We start from the raw sequence: 19,727 nt of genomic DNA, 5'->3' as shown, positions 1-19,727 counted from the left end.
CATCTGGCCGGAGCCAACAATGTGCCTGACCCGTCCGGCTGTCGGATGGCGTGTTTCACGCCAATCATCTGCGATATCCGGACATGATCCTGCTTGCGGCGTCGACCGCGTCACGCACTCCGATGTGCACGACCCGGCTTCCCGCCCATTCCCCTTCCTCGTACAGGTCGCGTGGGACCCGTGCCCCGATCTCGCCGAAGTCCCCGTCGTACAGGTCGAGATCCTCGTACTCGATCCAGTTGCCCTTCTCCTCCACCACACAGCGGTACGTCCGACGTGACGGGGGAGGCGTCATGCGGTACTCGGCGAGGTGGAAGGCGCTGCACACCTCGAAACCCACCCGCAGGAGCAGTATCCGCGCGTCGGCCTCGTACAGCCTGGCCATGGGGGAGCCCTCACCCAGGTGGCAGTGCGGATCGTGGCCGGTGAGCAACTCCGCCGCGCGTGGGCCGAGGCCGGCGAAGGATGTCTGTGGGTGCGCGCTGCGGAGGGCGCCCGGTGTGCTCCGCACGCACTCGGCGAGAGCGCCCATGGTCGGGCAGGGTGTCGCGCCCTGTTCGAACGGCAGCACCCCGGCCCGGAACTCGGCCCTCTCCTGCTCCGTCATGCCCTCGACCATGCGGCGGTACTCGCGGGAGGTGTCGGAGTTCTCCGGGGTGAACGCGGGCACGACCAGGGTGCCGTCCGGTCCCACCGCGCGCAGCAGCACGTCACGTACGGCGGTGGCACCGAGCCCGGTGCCGCCCAGTGAGGAGTGCACCATGAGGGTGCTTCCCGGGCGGACACCGACCTCGGCCAGAGTGTTCCGGAGCTTGTGCAAAAGGTTCTGAGGGCCAGTGGCATCAGCCATGGAGCGCTACCCATTCCTCTTGTAGTTCCTGGACCAGGTACGTCCCATTCTCCGTGAGTTCGTCTGCCGGGAGCATGGCCAGGCGGTCGAGTGCGTGCCGGGCCCTTCGCAGTTCCTCTTCGGTGGCGAACCGGTCCGGTGCCAGGGCCGCCGCCCTGCCGAGGCAGGCGCTCGCCTCGTCGAGGAGGCGCCCGGCACCCGTTCCGGGTACATGCAGGTCCGCCACCTGGCGCAGGGCGGCGAGACGCGCCCGCCGTGCCAGCAGGGGCAGTTCGCGGACGAACTCCTCGGGTTCGAAGTCGACGGCCAGGCCCAGCGCGTCGGGCGCGGACGTGCTGAGCTCCAGCCCGGAGCCCGCCCGGAGGGGGGTGATGGTGGTCGCGAGGAGAACGCGGGGGTCGTCGCGCAGACCGGGGTGGCGCTCGTCCAGCAGGTCGTGGGCGGTCCGCAGCCGCTTGCCGAAGAGCGCGAGATCGCTGGGGCTCAGCGGGGAGGCGACCGGTGTGGGGTAGCGGTTCCGGTACGGGTCGGCGTCGTCGATCAGCAGGGTCGGACCGTCGGCGGGGCGCAGCCTCTCCAGCGGCCGCCACCGTGCCGACGACCGGGAGCCGCCGTGCTCGGGGGTGCGCCACCGGAAGTCACCTTCGGAGACCGTGAACCGCACGCGGCCCGGTTGTGGCAACCGCACGGTCCCCAGTGTCGGGAGGTGCACCTCGGTGTCCGGCTCGTCCCAGTCGAGGGTCGTCTCCACGCCCGCTCGCACCGAGGCGGCGACGGCCGTGGCCATGAGCCGGGGCAACCGGCTCCGCGCGTCGGCCCTGAGCAGGGAGGGCCGGAGATAGGGGTGGGAGAGGACCGCGTCGAGCGCCACTCCGCTCGTCTCACCGGTGTCCAGCCCCAGCAGCAGCTCCCAGGCGGTGTCCCAGTCGGGGTGGCCGGCGAGGTGCTCGTGCGCACCGGCGACGAGCAGTCGGGTCAGCTCGGTCTGCGCCAGCCGGAGTTCCTCGACTCCGGTGACGGACGGGACCAGGGCGCGTTCGGTGACCCGCTCGGCGACGCCCACGATGAGTGCCCGGAGATCGGTGCAGAAGACGGAGGGGTTGTCGAACCCGCGTTCGTCGCTGTACCGGTGGGCGTAGAGCCCGCCACCGCAGGACTCCACGACCGGACAGGCGCGGCACGTCTCGCTCAGGCCCTCCTCGCCCTGTTGCCGGGCGCGGACGCCGGGATGGTCCGCGAACTCCGCGAAACTGTGCCGGAAGACGTCATAGCCGGTGGCCGGGGCGCCGTCGTACGCCGTCTTCAGGGAGTCGGCCTGCTCGAACGAGCCGTCGGTCTCGACGACCGCGAGGTCGGACGGCGCCAGCCCCAGGGCCTCGGTGAGGCTGGGGCCGCCTCGGAGCGTGCTGAGCACCGAGTCGAAGGTCCTGACCGGCATGGGGCGCCCCTGCTCCTCCCAGCGGTCGAAGACCTTGAGCAGCCAGTCGGCGTAGGGCGTCCCGGCGCCGTGGCCGGGCGGCGGGGCGGCCCAGGTGGAGTGAGGGAGCAGGTAGTCGATCCGGGGCGGCTCCAGCGCGGTCAGTGCGTCATGCACCGCGATCGGGTCGTTCGCCACGTCCACCGTGCACAGCAGGCCCTGGTACAGATGCCGGTACTCCGGGAGACCCAGCAGGTCGATCGCGCGCAGGACCCGGTCGTAGCTGCTGCGGCCCCGCCGGTCGAGTCTGTGGCGGTCGTTGGAGACCCGGTCGCCGTCCAGGGAGATTCCGATCTTCACGCCGAACTCCCGGAAGACCTCCAGATGCGGCCTGCCCAACTGTACGCCGTTCGTGTGAATGCGCAGGTCGAGCTCGGTGAGCGGGGTCAGCGCGCCGGTGAGTTCCGCGCAGATGTCACGCAGTCGGGCCGGGCCGGCGAGCAGCGGTTCGCCTCCGTGCAGAATGACCGTGACCGACTCCGGGGACGTGTCGGTCACGTACTCGGCCAGCCGGCGGGCGACCTGGCCGACGACGTGCTCGGCGATCACGATCGGCCGCCCACGCCAGCTCTGGTCGGCGTGCTCATACACATAACAGTGGTCGCACGCCAGATCGCATCGGCTGTGCACCTTGAGGACCAGCTGTTGGATCGTCTGCCGGCCGTGAGAGTCCGTCACTTCTGGAACTGTACCGGCCTCGCTCCGTCCGAGCCGATACACAAAACCCCAACCTCCTTGTTGATCAAGGAGGTTGGGGTCGGTGAGGGGCTGGGCTCAGACGGCCGAGTTGAACCCCGGGCGCTGCGTCTCGCGAGGGTCGATCAGCCGATCGGTGGACCGCTGGGCGTGCAGGGCGCGCGAGTCGATCGCCTGGAGGGAGGGCGTTCGCCTGGTGGCCGGTCGAGCCGCGTCCGGCCGGTGCTTCGACGTCGTGAGCGAAGGGTTCATGTCTTTCCCGTCTGGATCAGGGGACCAACGTGCTGTCATCGGTCCCTGGCCGACGAGATCCCGTGGCGAGGGCCTGGTCATTGAGGTTAGGACGACACTGTGGGTGACGTTTCTATCATGCACGCCCTATACCATGCACGCCTCCCGAGGTAAAGGGTGCCTTGGGCGTATGTGCGGATGCGGGGCGCTCTGGTGGAGTTTGCAGATTGACGAGAGCATGATCTGCCCGTTTGTCTCCAGACATCTGTGCGAGGTCCTTCTATGGCTGCCACGCCCGGCCCGAGCACCACGGTGAGTGATCGTGATTTACCCCCGTTGTTCCACGTGTGCGATCAGCTCGCGCTGGTCCATCAGGGGGAGTCGTTCCGGATCGTGCGGAGGCAGTTGTTCACGCTGCTGCTCGCCACCGGGACCGCCTCGCTCGCGGAGCGGGTGGGGAGTCGGATACCGTCCGCCGTCGCGGCCGTGCTGTACGCCGCGACCATCGCCATCGGGATCCACGCCTCCCGGCGCCGGGCCCGGGTGCACTGGCAGGCGCATCGCGCCGCCGCCGAGGTGATCAAGTCGCTGGCCTGGCAGTACATGGTGCACGGCGGTCCCTTCCACTCACGGCACGTCAACCCCGAGGCCCTCTTCGCCGAACGGCTGGAGGAGCGGCTGAGCGAGCTGCGGAAGGTGGGGTGGGACGACCCTCGGGAGAGCTCCGCCGAGCTCGGGCTCGGGCAGATCACCCCCCGGATGCGGGCGGTGCGCGCCAAGCGGTTCGCCGCGCGGCGGGACATCTACCTCCGGGACCGGGTGCTGGAGCAACTGGCCTGGTACGGGGGCAAGGCCGGGCAGGCCCACCAGGCCTCCGTGCGCTGGTCCGGCGTCACGACCACACTGACCGGGCTGGCCCTGATCACCGCCGTGCTGCGCGCCCTCGGCGCGATCGGCAGCCGCTGGGACCCGACCGGCGTGCTCAGCGCCGCCGCCGCGGCCGGTGTGGCCTGGCAGGAGGTCCGCCGGCACCGCCCGCTCACCTACGCCCACAAACTCGTCGAACAGGACCTCGACACCCATCGCGTCGCCATGGGCACCACGGTCACCGAGGACGGCTGGGCCGACGCCGTCGCCGAGGCCGAGCGCCTGGTCTCCCCCCAGCACACGGACTGGCTCGTGCGGTTCGGGTCCTGAGGGCGCGCGGGTCGGCTTCTGCGAGGGCCCGGCGCCGCTGTCGACGCGTCAGGCTCGGCGTACTCCGGGGCTCCACAGCACCGTCACCGGGACGCCCGTCCGCCGCGCGTACGCGACGATGTCGGCCGTGCCGCCCAGGCCGCGCGCCGGGGCGCCGTCCCAGACGGCGACCATGCGGTCCGCGTGGTCGACGATGTAGCGGCCCGCCGCGTAGTACGCCTCGTCGTGCGTGTGTTCGTACGGCAGCTCCACGCGGTCCGCGCAGCATTTGAGGAGCCGGCGGTACTCCGCCCGTACCTCGTCGCCGCCCAGGTGCGTCTCGTAGTCCATGCCGGGGATCACGGCGGTCAGCGGGACACCGCAGTCCAGGGCGATCTCCGCGAACAACTGGTCGGCTCCGGCGGCGAGGCTGCTGAGGGCCCGGGCCGTCGGACGGTTGCGCAGCTCCGACCGGATGCCGGACCGTACGGTGGACAGGGCGGCCTCCGGGATCTGCCGATGTCCGGTGATGCCGATCCGGGTCACGGGCCCTGGCATCCGTGCGCTCACCTCCGTGGCCGACCGCGGTCGTCCAACCCACCCTAGCCGCGCGGGACTTCAGCGAGAACGACACGTACGGGCGTTCGGTGGGGCGTCATGGGCTCACGGGGGCGACGGGCGGGCGACCGGCCCGCCGCCGACCGCCCCCGCATGCCTCGAATGCCGCCGCCGCCGGTGCGAGCGGGGGCGGCGGGCGAACGACGGACGGCGGGGGGCGGCGGGCGAACGACGGACGGCGAGGGGCGGCCGTCCGCCGCGTGGCCGTCCGGCGGACGGCCGGGGCGGGGTGCTGAGGCCGGGGCCGGGCTGGGAAGCGGGCCGGGGCGGCCCGTGTGCCGCTGCTGAGGGTCAGTCGCCCACCGGGTCCAGGGAGATGGGTTCGAGGCGGCCCTCCAGCATCGCGCCGACTCCGAGGGCCGCGCAGACGTCCGGTCGCTCGGCGATCGCCACCGGCATGCCCGTCGCGTGTCGGAGCATCTGGTCGAAGCCGGGGAGCAGGGCGCTGCCGCCGACCATCATGATGCCGCGGTCGGCGAGATCGGCCACCAGATCGGGCGGGCAGTCGCGCAGGACCTTGCCGATGCCGTCGACGACCGCCGTCAGCGGCGTCTGGATGGCGTCGCGCACGGCCGCCGTGTCGACCTGCACGGAACGGGCGAGGCCCGTCGCCACGTCCAGGCCGTGGATCTCCGTGGAGGCGGGACCGTGCGGGGTGAGGCCGTTGCCGGACAGGGCCAGCTGGAGCGGCCGTACCGACTGGCTGGGCAGGGTCAGCTCGTGCCGCAGCCGCAGGTGTTGCACGATCGCGTGGTCGATGGCCTCGCCGCCCACCGGGATGCGCACGGCGTTGACCACCGAGCCCAGGGAGAGCACGGCGAGCTGGGTGGCCGCGGCGCCGCACACCATGATCATGGTCGCCTCGGGCTGCTCCACGGGCAGACCGCAGCCGACCGCGGCCGCGATCAGCGTGTCCACCAGTTCCACCCGGCGCGCCCCCAGACCCACCAGCGTCTCGATCGTGGCGCGCTGGGCGAGGGGGTCCGCGTCGTGCGGGGTGCAGGCCGCCGCCCGGAGCACGGGCTTGCGGCGCAGGGTGCGGCGGACCTTGTCGCCGAGGAGCTGGCGCAGCATCCGCTGGGCCATGTCGATGTCCACCACCGTGCCACCGGAGACGGGCCGGGCGACGCGGATGTAGTCGGGCGTACGGCCCGTCATCTTCTCCGCGAACTCGCCGACGGCGATCAGCGCGCCCGTCCTCGTGTTCACGGCGGCCACGCTCGGCTGGTCCACCACCAGCCCGGCGCCCTTCACATAGACACGGGTCCGTGCCGCACCCAGGTCGACGGCGAAATGGCAGCGGCGCAGCTGCTCCAGACTGGCGGTCATGGTCGTCATGGCGGCGGATCCTCCCGAGAGCACGGGCCGTGCGGGCCGCCGGGTGGCGGTTCCCTGGTTCCCTTGCATCGTGCGCGGGCGGGGGGCCGGGTGCCCGCTGGGCTGGGCCGGGTGGGGTGCGGCTGGACGGGTGGTTTCTGTGACACCCGGTCACCTCGGTCGCCCGCCCGTCGCCCTCCGGTCACGAGGCCACTCGCCCGCGGGTCACCCTCCGGCCACCGGGCTCGTGATGCCCCGGATCACCCCCAGGTCCACCAAGTCCTGTGGACGGATGCGGAGTTCGTCGGCCGTGGCCCTGACCTGGCTCTCCGGGCGTTTGAGGATCGCTGCGGCCGGTTCGGGGGCGATCACCGAGAAGTAGCTGTCGGGGGTGGCCCAGGTGTTGCCGGGGGCCGCGAGGGCGAGGGCGCCGCCCGAGCCGCCCTCACCGATGACGAGGGTGGTGACGGGGGTACGGGCGGTGGCGACGGCCGTGAACAGGTCGGCGATGGCGGCGCCGGTGCCCTGGCGTTCCGCCTCGGCGTCGTTCGCCGCGCCGGGGGTGTCCACCAGGGTCAGTACGGGGATGCCGAGCCGGTCGGCCAGGCGGATCAGTCGGGCGGCGGTGCGGTAGCCCGCCGGGCGGGTGGCGGTGCCGCACTGGGCCGCGTAGGCGATCGTCCGGCCCTCGTGCTCGCCGAAGCCGCACAGCATGCCGGGGTCGGTGCCGCCCGCCCGGTCGCCGCTGATGGCCGTGCGGTGCGTGAAGTAGGCGTCCAGGTAGGCGTCGGCGCGCGGGCGGCGCGGGGAGCGGGCCCGCTCCACGGCTTCCCAGCCGGTGGCGGGGAGGGGACGCGGGGCGCTCGGGGGCGGGGCGCCCGTGGCCGGCGTGGTGGCCGGGGGCGGCGTCGGCAGGTGGGGCGGGGGCGGGGCCGGGGTCGTCGAAGGGGCGGTCAGGAGGCGGAGCCAGCGGGTCAGGGTCTCGCGGAGGTGCTCGGCGGCCACGATCGCGTCCACCGCGCCCGCATCCCGCTGCGCCTCGGCCGTGTAGGCGGCGGGGTCGGCGTCCGGCGGGCGGACCCGCGAGCCGGCGAAGCCGACCTGGGCGGCGGGGAGCGCGAGGACGACATCGGCGCCGGCGCCCAGGGTGGCCCAGCCGCCGCCCGTCGTGGGGTCGCGGAGTACGGCGATCTGGGGGAGGCCCGCCGCACGGGTGAGGGCCGACTGGCGGGCCACCCGCTGGAGTTGGGTCAGCGCGCGCATGCCCTCCTGCATCCGGCTGCCGCCGGTCGCCACCAGCGACACGACCGGCAGACGGTGCTCCCGCGCGTACCGGTACGCCGACTCCAGCCGGTCGCCGGTGCGTTCGCCGAGGGAACCGCCGAGAAAGCCGAACTCGAAGGCGATGAGGACGGCACGGACCGCCCCCGCCGGGCCGGCGGGCTCGGCGGGGACTGCGGCCGGTGCGGGTGCGGGTGCGGGTGGGGGTGCGGCTGCGGGCGCAGGGAGAGGGTCGGGTGCGGAGGCAGGGGTGGAGACGGCGGCATGGGCGGAGGCGGTGGCCTGCGCGGGAGGGGACGGGGGTGGCGGCGTGCCGATCGTGGCCACGCCGCACACCACCGACTCCTCCTCCCCGGTGCGTTCGGCGGCGCGGGCGCGGGCCGTGTCGTAGCCCTGCCAGGCGAGGGGGCCGTCGGGGGCGTACTCCTCCGGCGGGGCGGGGAGACGGGTGAAGTCGTCGGTGAGGAACGCGATGGCCTCGCGGGCCGAGAAACGGCGGTCAGTCATCCGTCTTCAGCGCCCGCTTCATGATCTTCCCCATGTCGTTGCGGGGGAGGGAGCCGAGGTAGTGGACGGTCCGGGGCCGCTTGTGGGGAGCCAGCCTCGCCGCCACGTGGGCGGCCAGCTCGTCGGGGGTGGGGCGGGCGCCGGGGTCCGCGGGGACGATCCAGGCGACCACGCGCTCGCCGAGGTCGGGGTCGGGCGCGCCGGTGACCGCGGCCTCCTTCACCGCCGGGTGTTCGAGGAGCGCGTTCTCGATCTCGCCCGCGCCGATCTTGTAGCCACCGCTCTTGATGAGGTCGGTGGCCTTGCGGCCGACGATGCGGACGTAGCCGTCGGGGTCGCGGACCGCCATGTCGCCGGTGCGGAACCAGCCGTCCGAGGTGAACGCGGCGGCGGTCGCGTCGGGGCGGTTGAGGTACTCGGTGAAGAGGTTCGGGCCCCGCACCTGGATCTCGCCGACCGACTCCCCGTCGTACGCGGTGAGCGGGGTGCCGTCGTCCTCCACCAGCCGCAACTCCACGCCGGGCAGCGGGACTCCGACCGTGCCGGCGCGGGGTTCGCCGTCGGCGCGGACGCTGGTGTTCATGAGGGTCTCCGTCATGCCGTACCGCTCGATCACCCGGCGTCCGGTGGCCGCCGCGATCCGTTCGTGGTCGTGCACGGGCAGCGCGGCCGAACCGGAGACGAGCAGCCGCGCCCGCGCCAGGGCCTTCGCGAGGTCCGGGTCGGTGGGCAGGGCCTCGGCGACGCGGTGGTACATCGTCGGCACGCCGAACAGCATGGTCGCGCCCGCGTTCAGCTCCCGGGCCACGCCCTCGGTGCCGAACCGGCCCAGGTGACGCACCGAGCCGCCGCGGCGCAGCGGGCCCAGGATGCCGAGGATCAGGCCGTGCACATGGAACAGGGGCAGGGCGTGGACGAGGACGTCGTCGCCGGTCCACTGCCAGGCGTCCGCCAGGGCGTCCAGGGTGGTCGCGACGGCGCGGCGGGGGATCACGGCGCCCTTGGGCGGCCCGGTGGTGCCGGAGGTGTACACGACGAGGGCGGGGGCGGTGTCCGGGACGTCCTCGACGGCGTACGGGGCTCCGCGGCCCGGGGCGGCGTCGACGTCCTCGACGTCCTCGACGTCTACGACGTCCACGCGTGCCAAGTCGCCCAGCGCGGCCGGGAGTTCGGTGCCCGGCGCCGTCAGGATCAGGGTGGGGGCGCTGTCCTTCACGATGTGGCCGAGCTCGCTGTCGCCCGACTTCGGGTTGAGCGGTACGGCGGGGACCCCGGCGAGCAGCGCGGCGACGACACCGACCGCCGTCTCCAGTGTCGGCGTTGCCCACACGGCCACGCGGCCCGCGTCCCGCAGGCGGGGCGCGAGGGCGCCCGCCGCGGCGGCCAGACCGGCGTAGGTGAGGGAACGGTCGCCGAAGCGGAGGGCGGGACGGTCGGGCGGGACGGGCAGGGCCAGGTCCGGGAAGAGGGGGGACACGCGTCGTACTCCTTGGTCGCTGCGGGAGGCGAAGGGTGAGGGTCGGGAGCTGAGGGGTGAGGGTCGGGAGCTGAGGGTGGGGGCTGAGGGTTGAGGGTCCGGGCGGTCCATGGGGGCCTACCCGATTCCCGGCACGAGCAGTACCAGCCCCACCACCGTCGGCACCAGCGCACCGTTCGTGGCGACACCGGCCCGAGCCCTCTCTCCCTCGGCCGCCTCCCCGTCCTCCCCCCCCTCGCCCCCTCAGGCGGCCCCGCCGTGGCTACCCCTCCACCACGTCGGCCACCACGCAGCTGACGTTGTCCGGTCCGCCCGCCCCGTTCGCCTCGGCGACGAGGGCGTCCACGGCTGCCGCAGGGGTCCCGGACGAGCCGAGGACGCGTCGGATGTCCGGGTCGGCGACGACCGTGGAGAGCCCGTCGGAGCACAGGAGGTAGCGGTCGCCGGGGTGCGCGTCCCGCAGTCGCACATCCGGGGCGGAGGTGTCCGCGCGGCTCGTCAACGCCCGCAGCAGCAGCGCCGGTTGGGGGTGGGTCGTCGCCTCCTCGGGGGTCAGCCGGCCCTCGTCGACCAGGGACTGGACGACGGTGTGGTCATGGGTGATCCGGAACAGTTCACCGCCGCGGAGGAGGTATGCGCGGGAGTCGCCGATGTGGACGAGGGCGAGCCGGGAGCCGGTCCACAGCAGCGCGGTCAGGGTGGTGCCGTCGTCCTCGGTCGCCGCGCTCTCCCGTACGGCGTCGGTGGCGCTCCGTACGGCGTCCTCCAGCACGTTCAGCACGTCGCCCGCCGGAAGTGGCTCGCGCTCCAGGGTCTTCAGCGCCTCCACGGCCGCCGTGCTCACGGGGGCCCCGCCGGGGCCGAAGCCGTCGGCCACGGCGAGGAGGCGGTCGCCGGCGTACGCGGTGTCCTGGTTGGCGGCGCGCACGCGTCCGGTGTCGGAGAGAGCGGCGTAACGAAGTTCCAGCATGGTGGTGTTCCTTCCCGGTGTGTCGGTGAGGTGGTCCACGAGGAACGCCGCCAGCTCGCGCCGGGCCGCCGTGTCGGCCTCGACCCCGGCCCAGTACGCCCGGATCTCCCGGGTCGCGGGGCCGGGCGGCAGCGCGCACACCGTACGGATACGGGCGAGCGGCATGCCCAGGCGGCGCAGCCACGCCACCAGCCGGGCCTGCTCCAACTGCCCCGTGGCGTAGTAGCGGTAGCCGGTGTCCGGGTCGACCCGCGCCGGGCGCAGGAGGTCCAACTCGTCGTAGAGCCGCAGCGCCTTGGGCGACAGCCGGCACGCCTTCGCGAACGCGCCGATCGTCAGCATGGCCCCTGATTCGGCCACAACTCCCCCTTTGCGCAGGCCGGTTCATCGTGCACCGACTCTTCCTCGTTCCGCTCTCGATGCTGGGGCTTCACCAAAGGTGAAGGTCAAGCGCGTGTTCGGAACTATGCCGGTCATCCGTTATCGTTTCGTGATCGAATGGGTCTCATCCGATCACAACCTGATCACACTCTGAAGGAACATGACCGAGCGCAGAGCAACGCCTTCCCCTGACCGTCGCCGCCGGAGCGGCTCCGCGGAGCCCGCCGGACGTCGGGCCAAGGGCGGCGGGCACCGCCGCAAGGCCCCCGCACGATTTGGCCGGGACCGCGAACCCGGTGACACCGAGGACGGCGTCGGGACGGTGCCGGAGGACGACGCCCGCACGGGCAACGGTGGCGAGGGCGGCGGCCGAGCGGTCAGCGGTGGTGAGGTCGACAGCCGTGTGGGCCGGGGCCGCCGGGCCCGCCACGGTCGCCGCGGGAAGGGGCGGTCGGGTGCGGGGCGTCCGGGACGCGGGCGGTTGTGGGGCGGGCTGGGAGCGATCACCGTCCTCGGCGCCGCCGGGTTCGCGGCCGTGGGCTGGGCGCCCGTCGACCGGGAGGAGTCCGCCGGGGGCCGGTCCGCCGTCTCCGCCGAGCCCGAACCGGAGCGGTCCCGGCGCACATCGGGCGCGGGTGCGGGGACCGGGGCCGACGGTGAGCGCGGGCGCGTCGTCCCGCCCGGCACGTCACCGAGCCGCTCGACGGGCGGTTCGACGGGCGGTTCGGCCGACGACTCCACCGACGGGGCGAGCGGTGAGCCGAGCGACGAGTCGGCGGGCGGTGGCTCCGGTGGCTCCTCCGGCGGTTCCGCCGGGCGCTCCGCCTCGCCGTCGCCGTCGCCGTCCGGGCGCACCATCCCCGAGACCGGGCCGGGCACCTTCGCCAGGGCTCCCGGCAGTGGCCCCAAGGTGGGTGACGGCAAGGTCCTGCGCTATCGCGTCGAGGTCGAGAAGGGGCTGTCCCTGTCCGCCGCCGACGTCGCCGAGGAGGTGGAGCGCATCCTGGGCGACCCGCGCGGATGGACGGCGAGCGGCGACTCCGCGTTCCAGCGGGTCTCCGGCGGCGCCACCGACTTCGTCGTGAAGGTCGCCACGCCGGGCACCGTCGACGACATCTGCGGCGCGTACGGCCTCAACACCCGCGGCGAGGTCAACTGCAACGTCGAGGACAACGTCATGGTCAACCTCAAGCGGTGGGAGCTGGCCACCCCCGTCTACGCCGACGACGTCACGGCCTACCGCGCCCTCATCATCAACCACGAGGTCGGCCACTTCCTCGGCGAGGGCCACGTCGGCTGCCCCGGCCGGGGCAGGCCCGCCCCCGCGATGATGCAGCAGATCAAGGGCATGAAGGGCTGCGTCCCCAACGTCTGGCCCTACGACGCGAAGGGGAGGCTCATCACCGGGCCCGCCGTGCCGTGACGGGTGCCCGGTCCGGTGCCCCCGGTTGTTAGCCTGCGCGGGAGAGCCAGCTGCCCGAGCAGCCGTCCACGCCTGGACGGATGTACGGGCCCCCGTACGAGAACGGAGTCCCCGTGGCCCGCACCGCCGCCCCCCGGATCGCCCTCGCCACCTACGACCCCGGCGCCAAGGCCAGTGCCGACCGGGATCTGCCGGTGCTGGTGGGCGCGCTGCGCGCGGCCGGCGCCGAGGCGGAGGCCGTGCACTGGGACGACCCGGACGTGGACTGGTCGGCCCACGACCTCGTCGTCATCCGGTCCACCTGGGACTACAGCTGGCGGGCGGCCGAGTTCACGGCGTGGGTGGAGAAGTGCGGCCGGGCCACCAGGCTCGCCAACCCGGCCGACGTCGTCCGCTGGAACACCGACAAGCGGTACCTCGGCGACCTCGCGCGCGCCGGGGTGCCCGTCGTCCCGACCTCCTATCTCGCGCCGGGCGACCCCGTGGAGCTGCCCGACGCCCACGAGTACGTCGTGAAGCCGACGTCCGGGGCCGGGGCCCGGTTCGCCGCGCGGTACGGGGCCGGGCCGGAGCAGCGGGAGATCGCCGTACGGCATGTCGAGCGGATGCACGCCGAGGGGCTCACCGCGATGGTGCAGCCGTTCGTGGCCAGCATCGACACCGACGGGGAGCGGGCGCTTCAGTTCTTCGGCGGCCGGCTGCTGCACGCCAGCCGCAAGGGCGCGGTGCTGTCGCCGGGCACCGCCTACGACGAGGACAAGGTGGCCCACCCGGACCTGGGGCGCTGGACGCCCACCGAGGACGAACTCTCCGTGGCCCGGCGGGCGTTGGCGGCGGTGCCGGGGCAACCGGAGCTGCTGTACGCGCGGGTGGACCTCGTCACCGGGTCGGACGGACGGCCGTGCGTCATGGAACTGGAGCTCGTCGAGCCGAACCTGTTCCTGTGGCTGCACACGGAGTCGGTGGGACGAGTCGTCGAAGCGGTGCTGGCGGCCGCCGCACGCTGACGTCGCGGCCCGGGGCCCTGCCCCGGCGTCCTCCTCGGACGGTTCCGGTCGCTCACCCGAACCGGCGGCAAATCCGGTTCCCCGGCGGCCCGCCCGTGCCCGGTGGCTGGTCTTCACGGTTACAACAGCCTGTACGGCAACCACAAGTGAGGGCGTGACCAGGGTCGTGTGCGGATCGGAGTCGCGGCGCACCTCCGGCTTCCCGGCGGAGCTGACGAGCTTCGTGGGGCGGCGGGACGAGGCGGCGGAAGTCAGACGGTTGCTGTCGGCGGGGAGACTGCTGACGCTGACGGGACCCGGCGGGGTGGGCAAGACCCGGCTCGCCGGACATGTCGCGGAACAGGTCGCGCGGGCCTTCCCGGACGGCGTGTGGCTCGTGCCGCTGGCGGCGCTGCGGGACGAGGCGTTCGTCCCGCACGCCGTGAACGACGCGCTCGGGGTGCGCAACGAGACCGTACGGCCGCCGCTGGACGTCCTCGTCGAGTATCTGCGCGACCGGCGGTCACTGATCGTGCTCGACAACTGCGAACACCTGCCGCGCAGTTGCGCCACGCTCGCCGGGACCGTGCTGGCGGCCACCGAGGGCGTACGGATCCTCGCCACCAGCAGGCACCGGCTCGGGGTCGCCGGGGAGCGGCTGTTCGAGGTGCCGCCGCTGCCCGCGCCCCCGGCGGAGGACGTCGGCCCCGAGGCCGTCGAGACCTTCCCCGCGCTGCGGCTGTTCGCGGACCGGGCGGCGGCCGTGGTCCCCGGCTTCACCGTCGGCGCGGCCAACCAGCGGGCCGTGGCTCGTCTGTGCCGGCGCCTCGACGGGCTGCCGCTCGCCATCGAACTCGCCGCCGTACGGGTCCGCGCCCTCGGCGTGGACCAGCTCGTCGAACGCCTCGACGACCGCTACCAGCTGCTCACCTGCGGCAGCCCCACCTCCGCGCCCCGCCACCGCACGCTGCGCTCCGCCGTCGACTGGAGCCACGAGCTGTGCACCCCCGAGGAACAGGCGGTCTGGGCCCGGCTGTCGGTGTTCGTCGGCGGCTTCGACCTGGCCGCGGCCGAGGCCGTCTGCGGCGGCGACGTGCTCAACGCGGTGGCCGGGCTCGTCGACAAGTCCGTGCTCGTCCGGGAGGAGCACGACGGCCGGGTCCGCTACCGGCTGCTGGTCTCCCTGCGCGACTACGGCCTGGAGAAGCTGAACGACCTCGGGGAGACGATCGCCACCCGGCGGCGGCACCGCGACCACTTCGCCCGGCTGGGCGCCGCGTACGAGCGGGCCTGGTTCGGCCCCGACCAGGTCGGCATCACCGAACGGCTCCGTATCGACCAGGACGACTTCCGGGCCGCGCTGGACTTCTGCCTCACCACCCCCGGCGAGGCGCAGCACGGGCTGCGGCTCGCCTCCACCCTGTGGTTCCACTGGGTCGCGTACGGCATCTGGGGCGAGGGCCGGCACTGGATGGACGGCGCGCTGCTGGCCGGGGCCCGACCCGACGGGTCCCTCACCCGCGCCCTGTGGGCGGGCGCGCTCACCTCACTGGTGCACAGCCGCTCGGCCGCCGTCCTCGCCGGTCTCGACCCCACCCGGGCCGCGTCCGCCGACGACTCCGAACTCCCGGTGCCCGCGCCGCCGCCCGTCGTCCTCGGCCCCGGCCTGGTCCGGACGTCCCACGCCTCCTTCGTCGTCCTCACCCGGATCGAGCTGGCCTGCACCCTCGTCAGCCGGGGCCGTGCCGCCGAGGCGATCCCGCTGTGCGCCGAGGCCGTCGCCCTGTGCGAGGCCCACGGCGAACAGTGGGCCCGCTCCTGGGCGTTGCGCACGCTCGCCCTCGCCCACTGGTCGGCCGGGGAGTACGAGCGGGCCGCCGGGCACGCCCGCGCCTGCCTGCGGCTGCCGTACACCGAGCGCCAGCACCAGAGCCTCGCCCGCACCCTCGCCCTGCTCGCCGCCGCCGAGGCCATGGCGGGACGGGCCGAGCGGGCCGCCGTCCTGCACGGCGCCGTCGACCGCATCTGGCACGCCATCGGCGGCGACCCCACGGCCGCCCAGCGACCTGGCCAGCTGGGCGCCGCCGAACACCGGGCCCGTGAACTCCTCGGTGACCACGCCTACGAACGCTCCCGTCGACGCGGCGCCGCCCTGTCCCCCGAGGAGACGGTGGCGTACGCCCTCGACGGGAGGGCGGAGGCGACGGCGACCGTGGGCGAGGACCCCACCCCCGGCCCACGCAGGGGCCCCGCCTCCTCCGGCGCTGCCGTGCACGGCGGCCGGCCCGCCCCGGCCGGGCGCACGGGGCCAGCCCCGGCCGTGGCCGACGGGCCCGCACCCGGCTTGCGCGACGCCCGTACGCCGGCCGGGAGCCGTGCCCCCGACACCGCCGTGACCACCGGGCTCCCCGCCGAGCCCGTGCCGCTCACCCGGCGGGAACTCCAGGTCGCCGCCCTCGTCGCCCAGGGCCGCACCAACAAGCAGATCGCCGACCATCTCGTCATCGCCCGCCGCACCGCCGAGGGCCATGTCGAACGGATCCTGAACAAGCTGGGGTTCCACAACCGCAGCCAGGTGGCGGCCTGGTTCAGCGCGCGCTCGTGGTCGTAGGCCGTGTCCGACGATTCCCGTCCGCCTCGCCCTCCGGGCGACGACGCGCATTGTCGGACACGGCCTGGGATGCCGCTCTCCACGCCTCACCCGGCGGCCGCCGCCTCGTCCTCCACCCTGACCACGAGCTGCGGCACCTCCGCCGCGCCCAGTTGCTCCAGCACCAGCGCGAGCAGTTCCCCGCAGCGCACGGTCACCGCGCTGCCGGACGGCAGGGACGCGGCGAGACTGATCAACTGCCACGCGCAGTGCGCCTCCATGAAGCACAGGTCCCGCAGATCGAGGACGACGTGGCCGGGCCCCGAGTCGTCCCGGTGGTTCAGCGCCTCACGCAGGGCCTCCACGAACTCCGGGCCCGTGCCCGGCTCCGCCCCACCGGCGATCCTGGCGCCCTCCGGTGTCCCGGTGACCGGCGGGGAGTCGAGCAGCTCCACGGCCCGCACCGGGTGCACCTCCGTGACCCGGGCCGTCAGCTCGTCAGCGAACCGCCGCCGGTCGTACCAGCAGATCGCGGTGAACCTCGGGTCCGCGAACAGCGGCGCCACCGACGCCTCGTAGTCCAGCAGCCGCTCCGGGGCGAGACGGACGCGGGGCGCCCAGCTCATGTCGGCGGTGACCCGCAGCCCCGACCAGCCCTCCGCGTAGGAGCGGTCGACCTCGGCGCGGTACGCGTCGATCGTGCGCTCCTTCTCGAAGCGGCCGTCGGGGACGTACATCTCGGTGTTCCGCCGCAGCACCAGCTGACCGCTGTCCCGCGCCGCCACGGCCTGTCCGGTGCCCCCGTCCACCAGGGTGACCACCTCGTCGTCCGTCAGGTCGTCCGGGTCCATCACCAGCAGCACCTTCTCCCGGCGCGCCAGACTGGTCCGGGTGTACGCCGTGAACACCTTCCACGGCGACTCCCCGGCCACGTCCGCCGTCCCCATGCACGCGTGGTCCCCCAGCCGCAGCGCGTCGACGGACACGATGCGACGCTCCGCGGAACGTTCGGACGACATGGGGGCGCCTCCTGGCGGTACGGGACTCTGCGCGGAGGTTAAGCCCTCGCGGGCCGCCGTTGAGGGGATGATCACGACTGGTCGACTTGGGTCCGGCGGCGAGCGAATGAGGGGCAAGGATGAACGGTCACGTTCCCCACGCGTGACCGCGACCCGGACCCGAACCGGCGGCGGGCCCTACCGGGCACTCACCCGCTGCAACAGTCCCCACGTGAACTCGGCGACGACCTCCCGTCGCGTGCCCCGCGCGTCCGGGGCGGCGAACGCCAGCCCCCAGCGGGTCGGCGCCGTCCCCTCCAGCGGCCGGGCCGGGGCGAACGCGCGGGCCACCTCGTCGACCGTGCACGACCACGGGGTGAGGTCCTCCAGGGTGGCCGGGGCGGGGCCGGCGGCCCCCGGTGCCCGGACGAGCCACTCGTTCCAGACCGCCCCGTCCGGGCCGACCAGCACCTCGAACCGGAGGTCCGGCCACAGCGGCACCGGCCACAGCCGGGCCTCGCAGTCCAGGTCGCCGATGCGGCGCGGCGCCACGGACTCCGGCGCGCCCAACACGGACCGGTACCGGGCGGCGGCGCCCCGTGCCCGGGGCGAGCGGACCATCGCCTGCCACCGCTTGTTCGCCTCGCGCATCTCCGCGATCGACACCCCCAGCTCCCGCCGGGCCTCCTCGACGAGCCCGGGATTGTGGTCGGCCATCCGCCGCAGCAGCACGAGCTGGAAGTCGAGCGGGGTGAACGGACCCGAGGGGCTACCGGGGCGCTTCGCGGAGGGCATGGGAGCCATGCTCCCCCACCGTCCCCCCGCCCGGTCGGCGCCCGTCCGGCAGGAACAGCACCGAGTTCACGTACCGCGGTCCCCCGAACGGCAGGACCCGGCGCAGCAGACCGTGCGACGCCACGTACGACGTGCGCGCCTGGTGGGCCTCCAGCACGGCCGGGTTCAGCCGGTGCCAGGTCCCGGCGGGCAGCACCCAGCCGGTGTAGCCGAGGCCGGTGAGGAGGTCGACGACCGGGGCGATCGGCTGGATACGGGACTCCAGCTCGACGAAGAGGGCCGGGCGGTCACGGGCGAGGGTCGCTGAGGCACCGCGCAGCACGGCGAGTTCGTTGCCGTCCACGTCGATCTTGACGAAGCCGACCTCGCTCAGGCCGAGCCCGTCGAGGGTGACGCACGGGACGTCGAGGGCGCGGGCGTGGATGTCCCGGCGGACCAGCGACGACACACCCCGCCCGCCGTCGTCGCCGGGCGGCAGCCACAGCCGGGCGGTGCCCGGCCGGTCGGACGCGGCGGCCTGGACGACCCGGACGTTGCCGGGGGCGCCCGCGACGAGCAGCCGGGCCAGCCGGGGCACCGGCTCGACGGTCACCACCCGCGCGGCCCGCCGGGCGAGCCGGTGCGTCCACGGGCCGTACCAGCCGCCGACGTCGACGGCCGTGCCGCAGCCGGGCGGACAGAGCTCGTCGAGCCGGGCCAGCTCGGGCTCGAACCGGGGATAGACGAACCGGGCGGTCGCGGCGACCGCCCGGTCGGGCAGCAGCGGGGCCAGCCGGGCGGCGAGCGTGGTCATGAACACATCCTCCTCAGCAGTTCCTCGTGTTCGTCCTCCGTGACCTGCTCGCCCGAGGACGGCAGCAGTTGCGGGATGCCGTCGACGATCGGGTACCGGCGGTGCAGCCGCGGGTTGTAGAGCGACTCCGGTGCCCGGGACGCCTCGTCCGCGCCCTCCTCGGGCACGACCAGATGCAGCGGCCCCTTGTCGAGCGGGCACGCCAGGATCTGAAGCAACGGGTCGTCGGGGTTCATGGCGGGGTCAGCTCCTTGGCGGGGGTGGAGGGTTGCGGCGCCGACGGCGGCGCGTCGTGCTTGGGCATGCTCAGCAGGACACCGACCGCGAGCACCGTGCCGGACAGCCGCAGCGCCAGCCGCAGCGGATCGTCCGGCAGCGACTCACCGAACGACAGCGTGCCGAGCACGGCCGTGAACAGGCTGGTCACCGTCGTGCACACCGGCACGATCAGCGACGCCCGGCAGCGCTGGAGCGCCGCCTGCGACATGACCAGGCCGAACGCGCCGGTGAACAGCAGCAGATACGGGTACGGGGAACGCAGCACGGCGACCACCGCGTCCCCGACCCCACCGACGGTGAGTCGGCTCGACACCCCCTTGATCGCGAGGGAGCTGACGCCGTACAGCAGACCCACGGCCACGCCGTACTCGACGCCCGTGGTCGGCAGCCGGTGCCGGTGCCGGGCGCGCCGCTCCGCGGACCGGTACAGCCACACGCCCAGCGCCAGCGACGGCAGACAGATGGTGAGGACCAGCGCGTACGGCGCGTCGCGGCTGACCGTGTCGGAGCCCTCGTCCAGCGACAGCACCACCATCAGCAGCGCGGCGAGGATGGCGCCCAGCGCGTACCGCTCCCGGCCCGTCGTCTCCTCCCCGAGCAGCCGCGCCGACAGCAGCACCAGCAGCACGAGCCCGGAGACGAAGATGCCCTGGGCGGCGGCGATGGGCAGCGTCCGGTACACGGCGAGCTGCGCCCCGAACCCGGCGGCCAGCGACAGCGAACCCCCGATCCACAGGGGGCTGCCGAGGACCAGCCGCAGCAGTCTCAGCGGCTGCCGCACCGACACCTGGGGCAGCGCGCCGAGCGCCCGTTTCTCCAGCACGAACCCGGTGCTGTACAGCGCGTTCGCCAGCAGGGCCGCGGCCACCCCCCACCACATGG

The 19,727-nt window shown here is 73.9% G+C and carries 17 protein-coding genes; 4 read left to right on the top strand and 13 right to left on the bottom strand.

Annotated elements, in window-relative coordinates:
* Positions 1-64: 64 nt before the first annotated feature.
* The 3 genes from SMA5143A_RS30730 to SMA5143A_RS43170 form a co-directional block, all read right to left on the bottom strand.
* The gene (locus SMA5143A_RS30730) at positions 65-763 is read right to left on the bottom strand and encodes an AAC(3) family N-acetyltransferase (RefSeq protein WP_258193829.1); all 699 of its coding nucleotides are present in this window, start codon (positions 761-763) and stop codon (positions 65-67) included.
* 79 nt (positions 764-842) lie between these two features.
* Positions 843-3,005 carry a radical SAM/SPASM protein FxsBH, inactivated beta-hydroxylase extension form gene (gene fxsBH / locus SMA5143A_RS30725; protein WP_107466038.1) on the bottom strand — a complete coding sequence of 721 codons (2,163 nt, stop codon included), beginning with the start codon at positions 3,003-3,005 and terminating at the stop codon, positions 843-845.
* 96 nt (positions 3,006-3,101) lie between these two features.
* Complete coding sequence (locus tag SMA5143A_RS43170) at positions 3,102-3,275, bottom strand: hypothetical protein (protein ID WP_181362073.1); 174 nt, start codon at positions 3,273-3,275, stop codon at positions 3,102-3,104.
* Positions 3,276-3,536: 261 nt separating this feature from the next.
* Between SMA5143A_RS43170 and SMA5143A_RS30720 the strand changes: the two genes are divergently transcribed.
* Positions 3,537-4,451, top strand: a complete 915-nt coding sequence (locus tag SMA5143A_RS30720) for a DUF4231 domain-containing protein (RefSeq protein WP_107466037.1) — start codon at positions 3,537-3,539, stop codon at positions 4,449-4,451.
* 48 nt (positions 4,452-4,499) lie between these two features.
* On the opposite strand, the gene SMA5143A_RS30715 is transcribed toward SMA5143A_RS30720, so the two are convergent.
* From SMA5143A_RS30715 to SMA5143A_RS30690, 5 genes are all read right to left on the bottom strand, one after another.
* Entirely contained in the window at positions 4,500-4,988 is a 489-nt protein-coding gene (locus SMA5143A_RS30715; RefSeq protein ID WP_181362072.1) for a hypothetical protein, read from the bottom strand.
* Between the two features lie 351 nt (positions 4,989-5,339).
* Positions 5,340-6,377 (bottom strand): rod shape-determining protein, encoded by a 1,038-nt coding sequence (locus SMA5143A_RS30710; RefSeq protein WP_107466096.1) that lies wholly within the window; start codon positions 6,375-6,377, stop codon positions 5,340-5,342.
* A gap of 213 nt (positions 6,378-6,590) precedes the next feature.
* Entirely contained in the window at positions 6,591-8,153 is a 1,563-nt protein-coding gene (locus tag SMA5143A_RS30705; protein ID WP_258193828.1) for a carboxyl transferase domain-containing protein, read from the bottom strand.
* On the bottom strand, positions 8,146-9,630 hold the full coding sequence (locus SMA5143A_RS30695; RefSeq protein ID WP_258193827.1) for an acyl-CoA synthetase: 1,485 nt from the start codon (positions 9,628-9,630) through the stop codon (positions 8,146-8,148). The genes SMA5143A_RS30705 and SMA5143A_RS30695 overlap by 8 nt, the downstream gene beginning before the upstream one ends.
* A gap of 262 nt (positions 9,631-9,892) precedes the next feature.
* Positions 9,893-10,942 (bottom strand): MerR family transcriptional regulator, encoded by a 1,050-nt coding sequence (locus SMA5143A_RS30690; protein WP_107466032.1) that lies wholly within the window; start codon positions 10,940-10,942, stop codon positions 9,893-9,895.
* A 541-nt stretch (positions 10,943-11,483) separates the two neighbouring features.
* On the opposite strand from SMA5143A_RS30690, the gene SMA5143A_RS30685 reads away from it, so the two are divergent.
* The 3 genes from SMA5143A_RS30685 to SMA5143A_RS30675 all read left to right on the top strand — a co-directional run bounded on the left by SMA5143A_RS30685 (position 11,484) and on the right by SMA5143A_RS30675 (position 16,001).
* Positions 11,484-12,404, top strand: a complete 921-nt coding sequence (locus tag SMA5143A_RS30685) for a DUF3152 domain-containing protein (protein ID WP_258193835.1) — start codon at positions 11,484-11,486, stop codon at positions 12,402-12,404.
* A gap of 113 nt (positions 12,405-12,517) precedes the next feature.
* Entirely contained in the window at positions 12,518-13,411 is an 894-nt protein-coding gene (locus SMA5143A_RS30680) for an ATP-grasp domain-containing protein (protein ID WP_258193826.1), read from the top strand.
* A gap of 154 nt (positions 13,412-13,565) precedes the next feature.
* On the top strand, positions 13,566-16,001 hold the full coding sequence (locus SMA5143A_RS30675; RefSeq protein WP_107466026.1) for an ATP-binding protein: 2,436 nt from the start codon (positions 13,566-13,568) through the stop codon (positions 15,999-16,001).
* 86 nt (positions 16,002-16,087) lie between these two features.
* Here the strand turns inward: SMA5143A_RS30675 and SMA5143A_RS30670 are convergent, their stop codons facing one another.
* The 5 genes from SMA5143A_RS30670 to SMA5143A_RS30650 all read right to left on the bottom strand — a co-directional run bounded on the left by SMA5143A_RS30670 (position 16,088) and on the right by SMA5143A_RS30650 (position 19,713).
* Positions 16,088-16,999: an MEDS domain-containing protein gene (locus tag SMA5143A_RS30670; protein WP_107466024.1), complete on the bottom strand. Its 912-nt coding sequence runs from the start codon at positions 16,997-16,999 to the stop codon at positions 16,088-16,090.
* A gap of 177 nt (positions 17,000-17,176) precedes the next feature.
* Positions 17,177-17,773, bottom strand: coding sequence for a hypothetical protein (locus tag SMA5143A_RS30665; protein ID WP_181362071.1), 597 nt, complete (start codon positions 17,771-17,773; stop codon positions 17,177-17,179).
* On the bottom strand, positions 17,748-18,566 hold the full coding sequence (locus tag SMA5143A_RS30660; RefSeq protein ID WP_107466021.1) for an FkbM family methyltransferase: 819 nt from the start codon (positions 18,564-18,566) through the stop codon (positions 17,748-17,750). The genes SMA5143A_RS30665 and SMA5143A_RS30660 overlap by 26 nt, the downstream gene beginning before the upstream one ends.
* Complete coding sequence (locus SMA5143A_RS30655; RefSeq protein WP_107466019.1) at positions 18,563-18,802, bottom strand: Trm112 family protein; 240 nt, start codon at positions 18,800-18,802, stop codon at positions 18,563-18,565. The genes SMA5143A_RS30660 and SMA5143A_RS30655 overlap by 4 nt, the downstream gene beginning before the upstream one ends.
* Entirely contained in the window at positions 18,799-19,713 is a 915-nt protein-coding gene (locus tag SMA5143A_RS30650) for a hypothetical protein (protein ID WP_107466094.1), read from the bottom strand. The genes SMA5143A_RS30655 and SMA5143A_RS30650 overlap by 4 nt, the downstream gene beginning before the upstream one ends.
* Positions 19,714-19,727 lie beyond the last annotated feature (14 nt).

Origin of the sequence: Streptomyces sp. MA5143a, from assembly GCF_900290235.1 — a bacterium.
Lineage (GTDB): Bacteria > Actinomycetota > Actinomycetes > Streptomycetales > Streptomycetaceae > Streptomyces.
The sequence above is the reverse complement of the archived record's forward strand: the minus strand, read 5'-3'. Positions and strand labels throughout refer to the sequence as shown.

Excerpts from the sequence above, each read along its gene's own strand:
- SMA5143A_RS30720 (WP_107466037.1), top strand. The coding sequence starts at position 3,537 with ATGGCTGCCACGCCCGGCCCGAGCACCACGGTGAGTGATCGTGATTTA.
- SMA5143A_RS30670 (WP_107466024.1), bottom strand. The coding sequence starts at position 16,999 with ATGTCGTCCGAACGTTCCGCGGAGCGTCGCATCGTGTCCGTCGACGCG.
- SMA5143A_RS30710 (WP_107466096.1), bottom strand. The coding sequence starts at position 6,377 with ATGACCGCCAGTCTGGAGCAGCTGCGCCGCTGCCATTTCGCCGTCGAC.
- SMA5143A_RS30705 (WP_258193828.1), bottom strand. The coding sequence starts at position 8,153 with ATGACTGACCGCCGTTTCTCGGCCCGCGAGGCCATCGCGTTCCTCACC.
- SMA5143A_RS30715 (WP_181362072.1), bottom strand. The coding sequence starts at position 4,988 with ATGCCAGGGCCCGTGACCCGGATCGGCATCACCGGACATCGGCAGATC.
- SMA5143A_RS43170 (WP_181362073.1), bottom strand. The coding sequence starts at position 3,275 with ATGAACCCTTCGCTCACGACGTCGAAGCACCGGCCGGACGCGGCTCGA.
- SMA5143A_RS30660 (WP_107466021.1), bottom strand. The coding sequence starts at position 18,566 with ATGACCACGCTCGCCGCCCGGCTGGCCCCGCTGCTGCCCGACCGGGCG.
- SMA5143A_RS30690 (WP_107466032.1), bottom strand. The coding sequence starts at position 10,942 with ATGCTGACGATCGGCGCGTTCGCGAAGGCGTGCCGGCTGTCGCCCAAG.
- SMA5143A_RS30655 (WP_107466019.1), bottom strand. The coding sequence starts at position 18,802 with ATGAACCCCGACGACCCGTTGCTTCAGATCCTGGCGTGCCCGCTCGAC.
- SMA5143A_RS30730 (WP_258193829.1), bottom strand. The coding sequence starts at position 763 with ATGGTGCACTCCTCACTGGGCGGCACCGGGCTCGGTGCCACCGCCGTA.
- SMA5143A_RS30665 (WP_181362071.1), bottom strand. The coding sequence starts at position 17,773 with ATGCCCTCCGCGAAGCGCCCCGGTAGCCCCTCGGGTCCGTTCACCCCG.